Below are 16,559 nucleotides of genomic sequence, written 5' to 3'. Positions count from 1 at the left end.
GGATGTGTAACGAAATGAGATGGATTGTATCACTTCTTGTAAATAGCGTTGTGTTAATCGCTGTATCGGGACTTTTAAAAGGGATTGCACCAGATGCATTTTACGTAGCAAATATACAAACTGCAATTATTGCGAGTATTATATTGGCGGTTTTAAATGTGTTCGTAAAGCCATTTTTAATTTTAATTACGCTACCAATTACTGTTGTAACTTTCGGCTTCTTCTTAATTGTTATTAATGCGATTACGTTAAAAATAGCAGATTCATTATTAGGAGATGCTTTTAATATATCAGGATTTGGTGTAGCGATTGTTGCGGCAATTTGTATTTCAATTTTTAATATGATAATTGAAAAGGCAATTGTTGAACCTCTATATGAAAAAAAGAGAAAGTGACAAAAAGAAAAACATTTCATTATTCGTATGAAATGTTTTTTTCTATTTATTAGAAACCGTATTTCTTGTTTCCAGAAAAAAATGGTACAATATCCGATAGAATGGAATTTTACATCAAACGAGACTGAACCCGCAGCGGAGTGGAGGTTTATACATATGCCGAAAGTAAGGACAAAAGATTTAATTGAACAATTTCAATTGGAGTTAATCAGTGGTGAAGAAGGCATTCATCGTCCGATTGATACAAGTGATTTATCACGACCTGGAATTGAAATGGCAGGATTTTTTACATATTATCCAGCAGATCGTGTGCAGCTTCTTGGAAAGACGGAGCTTACGTTCTTTGACACGTTAACGTCAGAGCAAAAACAAGAGAGAATGAAAGCGCTTTGTACTGAGGAGACGCCATGTATTATTGTAACTCGTAATCAAGATGTACCAGATGAGTTATTACAAGCATCACGTGAATCAGGTATGCCTTTATTACGTTCTTCTCAAACGACAACTAGATTATCAAGTCGTTTAACAAACTATTTAGAAGGTAAGTTAGCACCAACAACTGCTGTTCATGGTGTGTTAGTAGATATTTACGGTGTTGGTGTTTTAATTACAGGTCAAAGTGGTGTTGGTAAAAGTGAGACAGCTCTTGAGCTTGTAAAGCGTGGTCACCGTCTTGTTGCGGATGATAGTGTAGAAATTCGTCAAGAAGATGAAGACATGTTAGTCGGAAGCTCACCAGATTTAATCGAGCATTTATTAGAAATTCGTGGTCTAGGTATTATTAACGTTATGACGTTATTCGGTGCAGGGGCAGTACGAAATTATAAGCGTATTACACTTGTTATTAATCTTGAAATTTGGGATCAAAAGAAAAATTACGATCGCTTAGGTCTTGATGAAGAGAAGATGAAAATTATTGATACAGAGCTTACGAAGATTACACTTCCAGTTCGTCCTGGTCGAAACTTGGCTGTTATTATTGAAGTAGCAGCGATGAACTTCCGTTTAAAACGTATGGGAGTCAATGCAGCACAGCAGTTCTCTGAACGATTAATGAGTGCAATTGAGTTAGGAAATCAGGAGTAAACTTTGGAGAGGGAGGTCATATACATATGCTGTTAGCTTCTGTACCACAGCTTGACCGTGTAGCTATCCAACTTGGGCCGTTTCCTGTGTATTGGTACGGGATTATTATCGGTACAGGTGTGCTATTAGGTCTTTGGCTGGCAACTCGCGAGGGAGAAAGGCTAGGTATTCCAAAAGATACATTTGTTGACCTTGTATTAATTGCAGTACCGATCGCTATTCTTTTTGCGAGAATGTACTATGTTATTTTTGAATGGGAATATTACGCACAAAACCCGAGTCAAATTATTAATATTCGTCAAGGTGGTTTGGCGATTCATGGTGGTTTAATCGGGGCTGTTATTACAGGTGTTCTTTTTGCGAAACGACGCGGACTTTCTTTCTGGAAGTTGGCTGATATTGCTGCACCAAGTATTTTACTAGGACAAGCAATTGGCCGATGGGGAAACTTTATGAACCAAGAGGCGCATGGTGATGAAGTAACGAGACAGTTTTTAGAAGGTCTTCATTTACCGGATTTTATTATTAATCAAATGTATATTGAGGGTGTGTACTATCATCCGACGTTTTTATATGAATCATTATGGAATTTTGCAGGCGTAATTTTACTACTTGCATTAAGAAAAGTGAATTTACGTCGCGGGGAGTTATTCTTCACATATTTAATTTGGTATTCAGTAGGACGCTTCTTCGTAGAAGGCTTACGTACAGATAGTTTAATGCTAGGACCACTTCGTATTGCACAAGTAATGTCAATTGGACTTGTTGTTATTTCTATTATTTTCATTATTGTGAGACGAAAAATGGGGCAAGCTGATAAAAGATATTTAGAAAATTAGAGACAAGTAGCATCTTATTATAAGATGCTGCTTCTTTCATATTCAGGAAGGCGAAAGGACTAAGGCGATGAGAATAAATACAGTTTTATTTGATTTAGATGGAACTTTAATTAATACAAACGAACTTATTATTTCTTCTTTTTTACATACTTTAAATACATATTATCCAAATCAATATAAGCGTGAAGATGTATTGCCATTTATCGGTCCATCTTTGCATGATACTTTCAGTAAGATTGATGAAAGTAAGGTTGAAGAGATGATTACAAGTTATCGCGAATTTAACCATGATCATCATGATGAATTAGTAGAAGAATATGAAACTGTATATGAAACAGTTCGAGAGTTGAAGAAGCAAGGTTATAAAGTTGGTATTGTTACAACGAAAGCGAGACAAACCGTTGAGATGGGATTACAGTTGTCAAAGCTTGATGAATTTTTTGATGTTGTCGTGACAATTGATGATGTAGAGCATGTGAAACCACATCCAGAGCCACTTCAAAAAGCGCTTGAATTATTAGATGCAAAACCAGAAGAAGCATTGATGGTTGGGGATAATCATCATGATATTGTCGGTGGTCAAAATGCGGGGACGAAAACAGCTGCGGTTTCATGGACGTTGAAAGGTAGAGCGTATTTAGAGGCTTACAAGCCGGACTTTATGCTAGATAAAATGAGTGATTTGCTACCGATTTTGTCTAATATGAACCGTTCATAAAGGTCCAAGTAAGTTAGTAGAGGAGCGAGCTAAGTGCGACGGACAACGCGCTATCCTGTTTCAGGAGAAAATTCATTATGGAATGTGTATAAAACAGTGTCTTTTTGGAAGGTAATGAAAAACTTTATTATTATCCAAATTGCACGTTACACGCCATGTTTATCTGTGAAGAATTGGTTGTACCGCACTTTTTTACGGATGAAAGTAGGAAAGAAAACATCATTTGCGCTTATGGTAATGCCGGATATTATGTTCCCAGAAAAGATAACTGTGGGAGAGAATTCGATTATTGGCTATAACACAACGCTTTTAGCACATGAATATTTAATTCGTGAATATCGACTTGGAGAAATCGTCATTGGAAATGAAGTGATGATTGGAGCGAATGTAACAATATTACCAGGTGTGAAAATTGGAGACGGTGCGACTGTTTCAGCTGGCACACTTGTTCATAGAGATGTACCGAGCGGTGCTTTCGTAGGTGGAAATCCAATGCGTATTATTTATACGAAAGAGCAAATGACCGCCAGAGAAGGTTCATGGTGAAAATGTAACATTTCTCCTCTTTTTTTATGAATAAAAAGGAAATAATTGAGTATAATATACTGTTTTGTTTTTTACGGAATCGTTTATACTTATAGATAGAAGAATGTGTGAACGAAGAAAACAAAAAACTGGAGGATATATGGGGAAAAATCAAAGGATATATAAGGAGAACGGACAAGTTATCTCTTTTAATCAATTAGCGGACTTCTTTTATAAAAAAGGGATGAGAGCTTACAAAGGACAAAAATTGCAAGATGCAATTAAATATTTTCGAAGAGCGGCACAAAGTGAGAAGGAGCCGTTTATTTTATGTCAATTAGCAACAGTATTATCTGAGGCTGGTGAATATCAAGAGTCGAATCAAACCTTCTTAAAGTTAGTTAGATCTAATCCTGAACTTGAACAGTGCTATTATTTTATTGCAAATAATTATGCATATATGGGGTTATTTCAACAGGCGAAGAAATATGCGGATCGCTATTTAGAAGTTGCAAAAGAGAAGGAATTCGTAGAAGATACATTAGAACTTCTAGAGATTATGGAAGAAGAAGCAATGGGTGCGGAAGAGATTGAAGATGAAGATGATTTAATTGTTATGCAGGAAGAAGCGAATCGTTATATTCGTAATGGACAATTAGAAGAAGCAATTGCTACATTAGAAATTGTTACGAAAGATTATCCGGAATTTTGGTCAGGTCATAATAATTTAGCCATTGCACATTTTCAATCGGGTAATGTAGACAAAGCGCTGAAGTTAACAGAAATGATTTTAGAGAAAAATCCTGGTAATATACATGCGCTTTGTAATACACTTATTTTTCTATATTCAATTGGAGAGCATAAACAAGTAGAAGCATTAGCGGGACAGCTAGTTTCAGTATATCCAATTTCATTTGAACATCGTTTGAAACTGGGAACTACACTTGCAACAATTGGTTATTTCGAGCATGCATATAAATGGTTCAAACTATTAAAGCGTCAAGGATATGAGGGAGACGTTAGTTTTTATTATTGGTTTGCATATTCTGCTTATATGGTGAAAGATCAGCAACTAGCTGAAAAAATGTGGCAATATGTCGTGGAATTGCATCCTGATAAAAAGGGAAAAGAACCGTGGAATGCGCTGAATTTAGCAGATGAAGGACAAAACGTGTTATTTGAAGAATTACGAAAATCATTTCAGCAAAGTGCGACGCTAGAAGAACAAATGCTAGCTTTATATTTAATGAATGAATTGTCAACGCCGGAGAAGGTGGGATTCTTCTTTGATATAACGCAAGCGAAGAACGGTGTTCCCATCGTATCACAACTTGCAAAGTACTTCTTTTTACTTAATAGTCATAAGAGTATTCCAGCTGATTTACAGCAATTTGAGCAGTGCGCGAGAATCGCGGATGCATTATACAATTATACGAAAAAAGATGATGAATTAATTGAAGAGTGTTTACACTTTTGGTTTTGTACGTTCATACGTTTATATACATCTGGAGACATATTTACAAATGTGTACGGCTGGTCAGCTGCGATTGAATACATTGTACGCGGCGAACAAGGAAATAAAATGACACAGTCGGAGCTTGGAGATGTATATAATGTATCTGTAGCGACTGTCCGAAAGTATGTGCAAGCTGTTAAGCGTACGCACACATAAGATAAGCAAATCATTGGGAAAAAAATGATGCTAACAGTATAATGAGGGTAACTTAATTGTGTAGGAATGGATAGGAGTGAATAGTGTGTCAGAAGAAAAAATTTATGATGTCGTTATTATTGGTGCAGGACCAGCTGGTATGACAGCTGCAGTATATACATCTCGTGCAAATTTAAGCACATTAATGCTTGAGCGTGGTATTCCAGGTGGCCAAATGGCAAACACGGAAGATGTAGAAAACTACCCAGGTTATGAGTCTATTTTAGGACCAGATTTATCAAATAAAATGTTCGAGCATGCGAAGAAATTTGGTGCTGAATATGCATACGGTGATGTGAAAGAAGTCATCGATGGTAAGGAATACAAAACAATTATTGCTGGTAAAAAAGAATATAAAGCACGTGCAATTATCGTTGCAAGCGGTGCAGAGTATAAAAAAATTGGTGTACCGGGTGAAACAGAACTTGGCGGCCGCGGTGTATCATATTGTGCAGTATGTGACGGAGCATTCTTTAAAGGAAAAGAACTTATCGTAATTGGCGGCGGAGATTCTGCTGTTGAAGAGGGTGTGTTCTTAACGCGCTTCGCATCAAAAGTAACGATCGTTCACCGTCGTGACACGCTTCGTGCACAGAAAATTTTACAAGACCGTGCTTTCCAAAACGAAAAAGTAGATTTCATTTGGAACCACACGATAAAAGAAATCAACGAAGCAAGTGGTAAAGTAGGAAGTGTAACACTTGTGGACGTAAATAGTGGAGAAGAGAAAGAAGTCAAAACTGACGGCGTATTCGTATACATCGGTATGTTACCTTTATCAAAACCATTTGTTGAACTAGGTATTACAAATGAAAATGGTTACCTTGAAACGAACGAGCGTATGGAAACGAAAATTCCTGGTATTTTCGCAGCTGGTGATGTTCGTGAAAAAATGCTTCGTCAAATTGTAACTGCAACAGGTGACGGTAGTATTGCAGCGCAAAGTGCACAACATTACGTAGAAGAATTATTAGAGGAATTAAAAACTGTATCAGAAAAATAAGGGATAATATACCTTGTGAGAAGAAAGCTACCGACAGGAGCTTTCTTCTTTTTTTGTGTGAAAATGTCAAAGTTTTGTCAAAAAATATAAGGATTATAAGCTTTCTTATTGATATACTGGACTTTACGGAAAAAATCACTATAAGAAATGAGGAATTTATTCAGTATGGAATGGCGTAATATATATCGTGGATTTTGTATGGGCGTTAGTGATTTAATTCCTGGTGTGAGCGGCGGTACAATCGCTGTTGTGTTAGGGATTTATGAACAATTGCTTGCGGCAATTAGTGGATTCTTTAGTCGTGAATGGAAAAAACATTTAGGATTTTTAATTCCACTTGCAGCTGGTGTGGCAGCGGCATTTTTAACGTTAAGTCACGTTATTAAATATTTACTTGCAAATCATTATGAACCGACTCAATTTTTCTTCCTCGGTTTAATTATTAGTATATTACCGATGTTAATGAGGGAAGCTGATGCAAAGTCGTCGTTTAAAGGTAAGCACATCGTTTTATTAATAGTTGCAGCAATTCTTGTTGCGATTACAGCTTTCTTTAAACCAGATAAGGCAGCAGATCCAATTACGACGTTAACAATTTTAAATGCAATTGGTTTATTTTTCGCAGGATGGATGGCTAGCATGGCCATGCTGCTTCCTGGAATTAGTGGATCGTTTATTTTATTAATTATTGGTGTGTATCCAACAGCAATTAACGCTTTAACTACACTTAACTTACCTTTAATCGTGGTTATCGGTGCTGGTGTTATGGTTGGATTTGTTGTAAGTAGTAAAGGCATTAGTTTTTTATTAGATCGTTATAAAAGTATGACATTTGCGGCAATTATTGGACTTGTAATCGGTTCGATTGTAATTGTATTCCCTGGGATTCCGACTGGTGGATTTTCAATTATAAGTTCAATCATTACCTTTATTTTAGGATTTGCGATTGTTACTTATTTCGGTAAGAAATAAGGGCTTTAATCCCCTTGGCGATAAAAATCGTTAAGGGGATTTTTCATGCTATTCATTCAAAGTATAAGCATTTACATTGCTTGTTATAGAAAGCTTTTTTAAAATTGCTGAGTAGCATATGCTTAGCGAAAGAGGACTGGCTCCTTCGTTGTAGCAAACTGTTTTTGATAGTATAATGAAAGAAGTATGCAGTGAGAAATTTTACTGCAAGTAGCTGAGGTGAAGAAACATGCAAAGAGTGACAAACTGTGTGTTAATTAGAGATAATGAAGTACTCTTACTCCAAAAACCTCGCCGAAATTGGTGGGTTGCACCAGGCGGGAAAATGGAGCGTGGTGAGACTGTAAGAGATTCCGTTGTTCGCGAGTATCGTGAAGAAACAGGTATTTATTTGAAAAACCCAGCGTTAAAGGGGGTCTTCACCTTTGTCATCCAAGAAGGTGATAAAGTTGTTTCTGAATGGATGATGTTCTCCTTTTTAGCGACAGATTTTGCAGGAGAAAACAAACTAGAGAGCGAAGAAGGCATCATTGGTTGGCATACATTTGATAAAATTGATGATTTAGCAATGGCGCCAGGAGATTATCACATTATTGATTATTTAATTAAAGGAAATGGCATAATCTACGGTACATTTGTATATACCCCAGATTTTGAGTTGCTTTCATATCGATTAGATCCGAGTTAAACCGTCAAGGAGAGGATACAATGACAGAGAATAATGATATAAAAATGGTAATTATTACAGGGATGTCTGGAGCCGGAAAAACAGTAGCTTTACAAAGTTTTGAAGATTTAGGATATTTTTGTGTGGATAATTTACCACCGATGTTATTGCCAAAGTTTATTGAGCTTATGGCGGATTCAAAAGGGAAAATGAATAAAGTGGCACTTGGTATTGATTTACGTGGCCGCGAGTTTTTCGAACATTTATGGGGAGCACTTGATGATTTATCAGAACGTACATGGATTATTCCTCATATTTTATTTTTAGATGCGAAAGATAGTACGCTTGTAACTCGTTATAAAGAAACGAGACGTTCGCATCCACTTGCACCAACTGGTTTGCCGTTAAAGGGAATCGAAGCAGAGCGTAATTTATTAACAGATATGAAGGCACGAGCGAATATTGTGCTTGATACATCGGATTTAAAACCGAAAGAATTACGTGAAAAAATTGTTCACTTGTTCTCAACAGAAACTGAGCAAGCATTTCGTGTAAATGTTATGTCATTTGGATTTAAGTACGGTATTCCAATTGATGCAGATTTAGTATTTGATGTTCGTTTTTTACCAAATCCATATTACATTCCACATATGAAGCCATTAACAGGACTAGATGAAGAAGTTTCTTCGTATGTACTGAAATTTAATGAGACACATAAGTTTTTAGAGAAGTTGACGGATCTGATTACTTTCATGCTGCCTCATTATAAAAGAGAAGGCAAAAGTCAACTTGTAATTGCAATTGGATGTACAGGTGGACAGCATCGTTCTGTTACGCTTACAGAATACCTTGGGAAACATTTGAAACCAGAGTATAGTGTTCATGTATCTCATCGTGATGTGGAGAAGAGAAAGGGCCATTAAGGGATGAAAAAAGAGAGAAAGCCTAAAATTGTCATCATGGGAGGCGGAACTGGACTCTCTGTTTTATTAAGGGGATTAAAGCAATATCCTGTTGATATTACAGCAGTTGTTACAATTGCTGATGATGGTGGCAGTTCGGGTAGATTACGTGATGAGCTAGAAATTCCACCTCCAGGTGACATCCGTAACGTACTTGTTGCGTTATCGGATGTAGAGCCACTGGTGGAAGCTTTATTTCAGCACCGTTTCACAACAGGAGACGGACTGAAAGGTCATGCGTTAGGAAATCTATTGTTGGCAGGTATGACCTCGATTACAGGAGACTTTTTCCATGCAATTACAGAAACAAGTAAAGTATTAAATGTCAGAGGACGTGTATTACCAGCAGCGAATCAAAGTGCGGTACTTCATGCGGAACTTGAAGATGGGGAAATTGTAACAGGTGAATCAAAGATTCCTTATTACGGAAAGAAGATTAATCGTGTCTTTTTAACTCCAGAAGATGTAGAGCCATTGCATGAAACGTTGGCTGAGATTAAACGAGCTGATTTACTTGTTTTCGGTCCTGGAAGTTTGTATACGAGTATATTGCCCAATTTAGTTGTTAACAAAATTGGAGACGCTGTTCTTGCTGCAAAGGCGAAGAAGGTATATGTATGTAACGTTATGACACAAGCGGGTGAAACGATGGGATATACTGCTTTTGATCATGTGCAGGCGTTACACGATCATTTAGGGCAACCATTTATCAATACTGCAATTGTAAATAACCGTGAGATTCCTTGTGAATTACGCAAGTCATATGAGGAAGAAATGTCTACACCAGTTGTAGTGGATGAAGAACGTTTTGTTGAAAATAATATTGATGTTATTCAAGAGGGATTAGCGAAGTATGATGATCATGTTGTAAGGCATGATACGTTAAAGTTAGCGTCCATTTTATATTCATTGTTATAAATATGCGTTGCCTCGTTTGAGGTAGCGCTCCTCATTCATATAGGACAAGAATTTTGTTCCATAATAATCGTATAAGGAGGTGTTGACTGTGTCATTTGCATCAGAAACAAAGAAAGAGTTGACGAATCTTGAGATGAAGGAATGCTGTGAGAAAGCAGAATTATCAGCGTTACTTCGAATGAACGGGTCGCTTTCTTTTTCAAACCGTCGTCTATCTATCGATATTCAAACGGAAAATGCGGCAATTGCAAGAAGGATTTATACGCTTTTGAAAAAAGGATATGACGTGACGGTAGAATTGCTTGTCCGTAAAAAAATGCGCTTGAAGAAAAATAATGTATATATTGTGCGGCTTGTTGAGAAGTCTCGCGAAATATTAGCTGATCTTCATATCGTTCGAGATGACTTTTCATTTATTCGAAATATATCACAAGAATTGATTGAGAAGAAATGTTGTAAACGATCGTACTTACGTGGCGCATTTTTAGCAGGTGGTTCAGTAAATAACCCAGAAACATCATCTTATCATTTAGAAATCTTTTCGTTATATAAGGAACATAATGATGCTATATGTGAACTGATGAACGGATTTGATTTAAATAGTAAGACGTTGGAAAGAAGAAAAGGGTACATTACGTATTTGAAAGAAGCAGAAAAAATTACAGAGTTTTTAAATATTATAGGTGCTCATAATGCACTTTTAAGATTTGAAGATATTCGAATCGTACGTGATATGCGTAATTCTGTAAATCGTTTAGTGAACTGCGAAACAGCTAATTTAAATAAAACAATTGGTGCAGCACTAAGACAGATTGAAAATATTCGTTATATTGATGAGACAGTTGGTCTTGATATTTTGCCGGATAAATTACAAGAGATTGCACAATTACGAAGAGATTATCAAGATGTAACATTGAAAGAGTTAGGTGAGATGGTATCCGGGGGGAAGATTAGTAAGTCGGGTATTAATCATCGTTTGCGTAAAATCGATGAAATCGCAGAGAAATTACGCGCGGGGGAAACGTTAGTAAAAAAATAAGAGGTTAAAGGGGAAATGGAGCTGTGGTTCAAAAACGAGTTCAGGTTTCATTAAAAAACGGTTTACAAGCACGTCCGGCTGCGTTGTTTGTACAAGAGGCAAATCGCTTTCATGCAGATATCTTCATCGAGAAAGATGGAAAGACAGTAAATGCAAAGAGCATAATGGGGATTATGAGCTTAGCAATTGGAACTGGAAGCATGATAACAATTACAACAGAAGGTTCAGATGCAGAAGAGGCTTTAGAAGCATTAGCTGCATATGTACAATAAGAAGCTATCGCGTATATGCGATAGCTTTTTGTTTTGTTGTTTGTGCGGATTAGCGGGGAGGGGTATTTAGCTGGTTTGTCCTTGTCGGAGATTGTCGGTAAATCGATATGTTGTGTCGAACCGTTGATATATTAAAAAAATCGTTGATATAATTTAAGTTTTGTTCGATATAATTGAAAAATCGTTGATATATTTAGGTGAATACCAGGGTGGGTATCCAGAAGGAGGTGCATGATAATAAAAAAGCACCCTGTAATAGGGCGCTTTTTTATGTATCCAGCTCTAGCGGCTAGAATCTCCGGTCGCTTCGCCCCTTCATTCGAGGCAAAAAGCGCCTCGGAATCAGGGCTCCATCGTCCTGTGATTCTGAACGAGCCGCTTCCGCTTTTAGTTATTAACGATTTGTAAAGATCTTATCGATTAAACCGTATTCTAAAGCTTTTTCTGCTGTCATGAAGTTGTCGCGGTCTGTGTCGCGTTGTAGTACTTCAAGTGGTTGACCAGTGCGGTCAGCAAGAATTTGGTTTAGTTTTTCACGTAAGAATAGGATACGTTTTGCAGCGATTTCGATTTCAGTCGCTTGACCTTGTGCTCCACCAAGTGGTTGGTGAATCATTACTTCACTGTTTGGAAGTGCATAACGTTTTCCTTTTTCACCTGCTGCAAGTAAGAATGCACCCATAGATGCAGCCATACCGATACAGATTGTTGATACTTGTGGTTTAATAAACTGCATTGTATCATAGATTGCCATACCCGCTGTGATAGAACCACCAGGGCTGTTGATGTAGATGTGAATATCTTTTTCTGGATCTTGAGATTCCAAGAATAAAAGCTGGGAAACGATTGAGTTAGCTACGTTGTCATCAATTGCACTACCAAGCATAATGATGCGGTCTTTTAATAGTCGAGAGTAAATATCGTAAGCGCGTTCTCCACGATTTGTTTGTTCAATTACTGTAGGAATTAAATTCATCTGTTATTTCCTCCTTATAAAGCTTTCTTAGTCTTATAATACAATTATGGTCAATAAAGGTCAAACGAAACCACTTTAAATCAAAAAAATATGTAGTTGTACCATGAAATATTCGCTATGTTTTCGAAATTCCCTGCTTATGTATCTTCAACATCATAACCGAATTACATAAATTTAAACGTTACGAAAACTGGAGAAAAAAGAAAAGAACGCCTTTTAACTGAAGCGTTCTTTCGATAATTAGTCTTTTAAAAGATAGGTTACTTTATTTAAAATCTTTTCGATTTGTTTCGCGTTTTTACTATACATTTCGCTTGCTGACTTCGACTTTGTTTCTAGGGAAAATAGTTCAAGATCAGCATGACATTTTTTTAAAGATGCTAATAATAAAGGTTTGTTTTGAGGAGAAGGCATTTGGAGTTTGTCATTGTAAATGTCGATAGTAAGTTGTCCGTATGAATCCACTTGACCGAGGAAGACATTTTCAATAACAACACCGATTTTTTCTAATTCTGAATGTAGCCAAGCGCGGTTATGTCCGCTTGCTGAAAGAGGTTCATCTAGTACATTTCCATCCATAATAACAGTTTGTGGTTCTTTCTCGTTTGGTACTTTTAAACCGATGTCTTTTGCTGTAAGTGGCTGAGAATCTTTCTTTAATAATACATTTAATTCTCCGCTCGGTTCTAAGACAGCAAATTCGACTTCAGCTACGCTGAACGCACTTTTTCCACGGAGAAGTTCCAGTAATTCGTCACTCGTATATTTTTCTTTCTTTAAATTATCTTCGAGTATCTTTCCGTCTTTTATTAATACGGTAGATTTTCCTTCAAAGAAGTCCCGAGCTGTTTTGTTCTTTAAAGAGAGGATTCCTGTTAAAAAAGGTACCACAGCGAAAATGAGTATTGCAAAGACACCGTGAAAAAATTTTGAATCGAGCCCTGTAGATACTTGGGCAGCGATGTCACCAATCGTCATTCCGGCTATGTATTCAAAAAAGGAAAGCTGAGAGATTTGTCTTTTCCCTAACCATTTCGTAATAGCGAATAAAATAATTAATATGAATACAGAGCGAAGAATGACAAGTGTCCATTCCGGCAGGTGAGACATAGTCGTTTCCTCCAGTCTACTTAAAACCCTTTATATTGAGGTTCTTCACGTTCTAATACTGAAATTCTATCCTTTAAATCAGCGATGACGCTGTCCATTTCTAACATACATTCATGAAATACGCGTTTTGATTCTTCGTCTTGTGAATTTAATGAAAGGGAGCTTAAACTTGCTTGAGCGCCCCTTACACTAGCAAGGCAAGTTTTTACGCTAGCGATAACAGTCATATAAACACCTCTTATCCTTTCGGTTTGAATAATAATGCTCCAATGAAGCCGAAAATAATAGCTGCTGATACACCGGCGCTCGTTACTTTAAACATGCCGGTAATAACGCCAACGATGCCATGTTTTGCAGCTTCTTCCATTGCGCCATGAACGAGGGCATTACCAAAGCTTGTAATAGGTACAGTTGCCCCGGCTCCAGCGAAATCAATTAATGGCTCATACAAATTAAATCCATCTAATATAGCTCCAGCAACAACGAGTGTTGCCATTGTATGAGCGGGTGTTAGTTTGCCGACATCAAACATAAGTTGGCCGATTACACATATGAGTCCGCCAATGACGAAAGCCCAGAAAAAAATCATTGCGTTGCACCTCCAAATTCAATCGAAACGGCATGAGCGATACATGGAATTGTTTCTTCTTGTTGGAATGTAAGTGGAGATAGTAAAGCGCCTGTCGCAACGACAAGTATTTTTTTGAACTCTCCTCTTTTCATTCGATTTAATAAATGACCATACACGACTGTTGCGGAACATCCAGGCCCGCTAGCACCAGCTATGACAGGTTGTCCTTCTCTGTAAATGATAATTCCGCAATCTTGAAATTGTTCGCTCGTTACTTTCGTTCCGTGTTTATGTAGTAAGTCATAAGCAATTTCGCGTCCTACATGTCCGAGATCGCCTGTTACGATTAAATCGTAGTAAGAGGCATCAATTTGGCGTTCACGTAAATGGGCTTCAATTGTATCAACTGCAGCTGGAGCCATTGCGCCTCCCATATTAAACGGATCCGTTAATCCCATATCAATCACTCGTCCGATTGTTGCAGAGGTTACTCTTGGACCGTGTCCAGTATCGCTTAAAATAGCGGCTCCTGCTCCGGTTACTGTCCACTGTGCAGTAGGCGGCTTTTGTCCGCCGTATTCGGTAGGGTAGCGGAATTGTTTTTCTACAGCAGTATTATGGCTTGAAGCTCCAGTTAATAAATATTTTGCACCTTTTGCATTTACGATACTTGCTCCAAGTGCTAAACCTTCCATAGAAGTAGAGCAAGCCCCGAATAGTCCGAGATAAGGAGTGCCAAGTGTGCGGCAAGCAAAGCTTGTTGGAGTGATTTGATTAATTAAATCTCCTGCGAGTACGAATTGAATATCGTCTTTACGAAGTTCTGCTTTTTCAGTAGCGCGGCTACAAGCTTCTTCGAATAAAATTTTATGTGCTTTTTCATAGGAATCTTGTCCAAGCCATAAATCTTCATGAAGGATATCGAAGTCTTCTGGGATGTTCCCCTTTGCTTCAAATGGTCCACCGACAACCCCTGTTGAGATAATGACTGGTTTGTTTTCAAATACCCACGTTCGGTGTCCTTGTAACATTTATAGCCCTCCCCATTGAACGAGAATAGTTTTAATAAGTGCGATGACGAAAGCGGAAAATACACCAAATAAAATAACAGAACCAGCTAGTTTAAACATATTGCCGCCAACGCCAAGGACAAATCCTTCCGTTCGATGCTCAATACATGCGGCAATAACAGAGTTACCAAATCCAGTAACAGGTACAGCTGTACCTGCTCCGGCAAACTGTCCAAAACGATCGTATATACCAAATCCAGTTAGTAACATGGAGATGAAAATGAGAGTTGCGACTGTTGGATTGCCTGCTGAGCGTTCAGTGAAATCAAAATATGTGATATAAAAAGTAGAAATGAGTTGTCCGATGAAGCAAATAAAACCACCGACGAAAAAGGCTTTTATACAATTTTTTAAGACAGGTCGTTTCGGTTCGCGTTCTTGTTCGAATTTTTTATACTCCTGTTGTACAGGGGTTAAGTTTTTATCTTTACTAGCCATTGCAATCCTTCCTTTTCTTTTAAAAAGCGTTAAGTGTTAGACTCCATTTTTTTACCAATGAATTTTAATTGTTTATTAATTTCATCTTTAGATACTTCTTTTTCCTTAATTTTTCTTTCGAGTTTTTCGAGTAACATAAAGATTTTTTTATCTGTACTGACACGAACATCGAAAGTAGGATGCTCATCACTTAGCTGCTTTTGAAGCTTTTTACGAAGAGGTTTTAATCCAAACCTTTCGTGATGCTCAGGTGTAACTGCTATGTAGAGATCTAAATTTGAATTCACTGCTGTGCTTTTTATAATTTCATCCATAGCGAGAGCTCTTTTTTTCGCTCCTTGTGATATAGATTGATTAAAGGATTCCGTACTCGTCTTTGTTAACTTTGGACCTTTTTCTTTCTCCGTTCGTTTTGCTTCTTCTTTCACTTTTTTATCTAAAGGACTATTATCACATCCGGTAAAAGAGCTAAATAGAAGTGCAAATAATGCGGTTATGAGGCCGAGTTTTCGCATAATTATCATTCCATTTCTATTACAATATGTAATGTGATAGAAAAAGGATGACTGCATATCATCCTTTTTCTATTTCACAGCAAGACTGATTTGTTATTGCTGTGAGTATTGTGGTTCTTCTTGTTGGACTTCTTCAACGCGTGGGTTTAAAGAATCGATAATCGTTTGTGTTTGCTGCGCAGCTGTTTGGAAAAGTTGCTTCGCTTGTTGGTTATCCGTATCAAGAGCGAATCCCTCTAAGCTAGCTTGTGCACTTTTTAATCCAGAAACAGTTTGCTTTAGTTTCGTAATTACAGTCATTGAATGAAGCCCCCTTTGGAATATCAATTCAAAGATTATAATTTGTGAGTTGGGGTGAATTTATGATTGGAAAATTTAGGGGTGAAATAGATTTTATATGCTTTTAGCTAAGATGCATAAGGTATTACGGGGATATTTTTATTGATTTAGATGGATTTTATTGCTATTATTATGAGAAGAAAATGAAGTGTTTTCTATAATCATGCGCCCATAGCTCAGTCGGATAGAGCGGTGGTTTCCGGTACCACGTCTGCCGGGGGTTCGAATCCCTCTGGGCGCGTCAAAAAGTCCTAACTTACGTTTTGTAGGTTAGGACTTTTTTTATTTCCCTCTTGTTATATCTGGTAATAAGATTTACTATTAGTACTTGATGATAATTTTTAACCTTATTATTTTCTTTCAATATTATTCAAATTTCGGTTGTAAGTTGTAAATCTCATTAATACATATAAATTAATAATATTTTGGAATG

At 37.2% G+C, this 16,559-nt stretch carries 21 protein-coding genes and 1 tRNA gene; 14 read left to right on the top strand and 8 right to left on the bottom strand.

Annotation, left to right across the window (positions count from 1 at the left end):
- Positions 1-14 precede the first annotated feature (14 nt).
- The 13 genes from BC_RS25755 to BC_RS25695 all read left to right on the top strand — a co-directional run bounded on the left by BC_RS25755 (position 15) and on the right by BC_RS25695 (position 11,107).
- Positions 15-395, top strand: coding sequence for a phage holin family protein (locus BC_RS25755; RefSeq protein ID WP_001267308.1), 381 nt, complete (start codon positions 15-17; stop codon positions 393-395).
- A gap of 156 nt (positions 396-551) precedes the next feature.
- Positions 552-1,481, top strand: a complete 930-nt coding sequence (gene hprK / locus BC_RS25750; protein WP_001127250.1) for an HPr(Ser) kinase/phosphatase — start codon at positions 552-554, stop codon at positions 1,479-1,481.
- A 26-nt stretch (positions 1,482-1,507) separates the two neighbouring features.
- Positions 1,508-2,320, top strand: a complete 813-nt coding sequence (gene lgt / locus BC_RS25745; protein ID WP_000922849.1) for a prolipoprotein diacylglyceryl transferase — start codon at positions 1,508-1,510, stop codon at positions 2,318-2,320.
- Between the two features lie 67 nt (positions 2,321-2,387).
- Positions 2,388-3,038 carry a pyrophosphatase PpaX gene (gene ppaX / locus BC_RS25740; protein ID WP_001222403.1) on the top strand — a complete coding sequence of 217 codons (651 nt, stop codon included), beginning with the start codon at positions 2,388-2,390 and terminating at the stop codon, positions 3,036-3,038.
- A gap of 33 nt (positions 3,039-3,071) precedes the next feature.
- A complete protein-coding gene (locus tag BC_RS25735; protein WP_001255055.1) occupies positions 3,072-3,584 on the top strand; it encodes an acyltransferase in 513 nt (170 codons plus the stop codon).
- A gap of 139 nt (positions 3,585-3,723) precedes the next feature.
- On the top strand, positions 3,724-5,235 hold the full coding sequence (locus tag BC_RS25730) for a tetratricopeptide repeat protein (protein WP_000517741.1): 1,512 nt from the start codon (positions 3,724-3,726) through the stop codon (positions 5,233-5,235).
- An 85-nt stretch (positions 5,236-5,320) separates the two neighbouring features.
- Positions 5,321-6,277 carry a thioredoxin-disulfide reductase gene (gene trxB / locus BC_RS25725; RefSeq protein ID WP_001288078.1) on the top strand — a complete coding sequence of 319 codons (957 nt, stop codon included), beginning with the start codon at positions 5,321-5,323 and terminating at the stop codon, positions 6,275-6,277.
- 165 nt (positions 6,278-6,442) lie between these two features.
- Positions 6,443-7,249 carry a DUF368 domain-containing protein gene (locus BC_RS25720; RefSeq protein WP_000455196.1) on the top strand — a complete coding sequence of 269 codons (807 nt, stop codon included), beginning with the start codon at positions 6,443-6,445 and terminating at the stop codon, positions 7,247-7,249.
- A gap of 229 nt (positions 7,250-7,478) precedes the next feature.
- Positions 7,479-7,937, top strand: coding sequence for an NUDIX hydrolase (locus BC_RS25715; protein ID WP_001190080.1), 459 nt, complete (start codon positions 7,479-7,481; stop codon positions 7,935-7,937).
- Between the two features lie 20 nt (positions 7,938-7,957).
- On the top strand, positions 7,958-8,839 hold the full coding sequence (gene rapZ, locus BC_RS25710) for an RNase adapter RapZ (RefSeq protein ID WP_000138459.1): 882 nt from the start codon (positions 7,958-7,960) through the stop codon (positions 8,837-8,839).
- Between the two features lie 3 nt (positions 8,840-8,842).
- The gene (locus tag BC_RS25705) at positions 8,843-9,796 is read left to right on the top strand and encodes a gluconeogenesis factor YvcK family protein (RefSeq protein WP_000712188.1); all 954 of its coding nucleotides are present in this window, start codon (positions 8,843-8,845) and stop codon (positions 9,794-9,796) included.
- Positions 9,797-9,884: 88 nt separating this feature from the next.
- Positions 9,885-10,835: a DNA-binding protein WhiA gene (gene whiA, locus BC_RS25700; RefSeq protein WP_000006558.1), complete on the top strand. Its 951-nt coding sequence runs from the start codon at positions 9,885-9,887 to the stop codon at positions 10,833-10,835.
- A gap of 23 nt (positions 10,836-10,858) precedes the next feature.
- Positions 10,859-11,107 (top strand): HPr family phosphocarrier protein, encoded by a 249-nt coding sequence (locus BC_RS25695; RefSeq protein ID WP_000250307.1) that lies wholly within the window; start codon positions 10,859-10,861, stop codon positions 11,105-11,107.
- A gap of 394 nt (positions 11,108-11,501) precedes the next feature.
- Here BC_RS25695 and clpP read toward each other — a convergent pair whose 3' ends face one another.
- The 8 genes from clpP to BC_RS25655 form a co-directional block, all read right to left on the bottom strand.
- On the bottom strand, positions 11,502-12,083 hold the full coding sequence (clpP, locus tag BC_RS25690; protein ID WP_001049162.1) for an ATP-dependent Clp endopeptidase proteolytic subunit ClpP: 582 nt from the start codon (positions 12,081-12,083) through the stop codon (positions 11,502-11,504).
- A gap of 240 nt (positions 12,084-12,323) precedes the next feature.
- Positions 12,324-13,193, bottom strand: coding sequence for a DUF421 domain-containing protein (locus tag BC_RS25685; protein ID WP_000018922.1), 870 nt, complete (start codon positions 13,191-13,193; stop codon positions 12,324-12,326).
- A gap of 20 nt (positions 13,194-13,213) precedes the next feature.
- Positions 13,214-13,420 carry a DUF1657 domain-containing protein gene (locus BC_RS25680; protein ID WP_000215909.1) on the bottom strand — a complete coding sequence of 69 codons (207 nt, stop codon included), beginning with the start codon at positions 13,418-13,420 and terminating at the stop codon, positions 13,214-13,216.
- 11 nt (positions 13,421-13,431) lie between these two features.
- Positions 13,432-13,782 (bottom strand): stage V sporulation protein AE, encoded by a 351-nt coding sequence (gene spoVAE, locus BC_RS25675; protein ID WP_000575919.1) that lies wholly within the window; start codon positions 13,780-13,782, stop codon positions 13,432-13,434.
- Positions 13,779-14,795, bottom strand: coding sequence for a stage V sporulation protein AD (gene spoVAD, locus BC_RS25670; protein WP_000938970.1), 1,017 nt, complete (start codon positions 14,793-14,795; stop codon positions 13,779-13,781). The genes spoVAE and spoVAD overlap by 4 nt, the downstream gene beginning before the upstream one ends.
- Positions 14,796-15,272, bottom strand: a complete 477-nt coding sequence (gene spoVAC, locus BC_RS25665; protein ID WP_000146953.1) for a stage V sporulation protein AC — start codon at positions 15,270-15,272, stop codon at positions 14,796-14,798.
- A 29-nt stretch (positions 15,273-15,301) separates the two neighbouring features.
- Positions 15,302-15,787 (bottom strand): YhcN/YlaJ family sporulation lipoprotein, encoded by a 486-nt coding sequence (locus BC_RS25660; protein WP_001228545.1) that lies wholly within the window; start codon positions 15,785-15,787, stop codon positions 15,302-15,304.
- A gap of 93 nt (positions 15,788-15,880) precedes the next feature.
- Complete coding sequence (locus BC_RS25655; RefSeq protein ID WP_000216166.1) at positions 15,881-16,087, bottom strand: DUF1657 domain-containing protein; 207 nt, start codon at positions 16,085-16,087, stop codon at positions 15,881-15,883.
- A gap of 204 nt (positions 16,088-16,291) precedes the next feature.
- Here BC_RS25655 and BC_RS25650 point away from each other — a divergent pair.
- Positions 16,292-16,367, top strand: a tRNA-Arg gene (locus BC_RS25650).
- The last annotated feature ends 192 nt before the right edge of the window (positions 16,368-16,559 follow it).

The sequence above is a fragment of the Bacillus cereus ATCC 14579 genome (assembly GCF_000007825.1).
In the GTDB taxonomy this organism is placed as follows: domain Bacteria; phylum Bacillota; class Bacilli; order Bacillales; family Bacillaceae_G; genus Bacillus_A; species Bacillus_A cereus.
The sequence above is the reverse complement of the archived record's forward strand: the minus strand, read 5'-3'. Positions and strand labels throughout refer to the sequence as shown.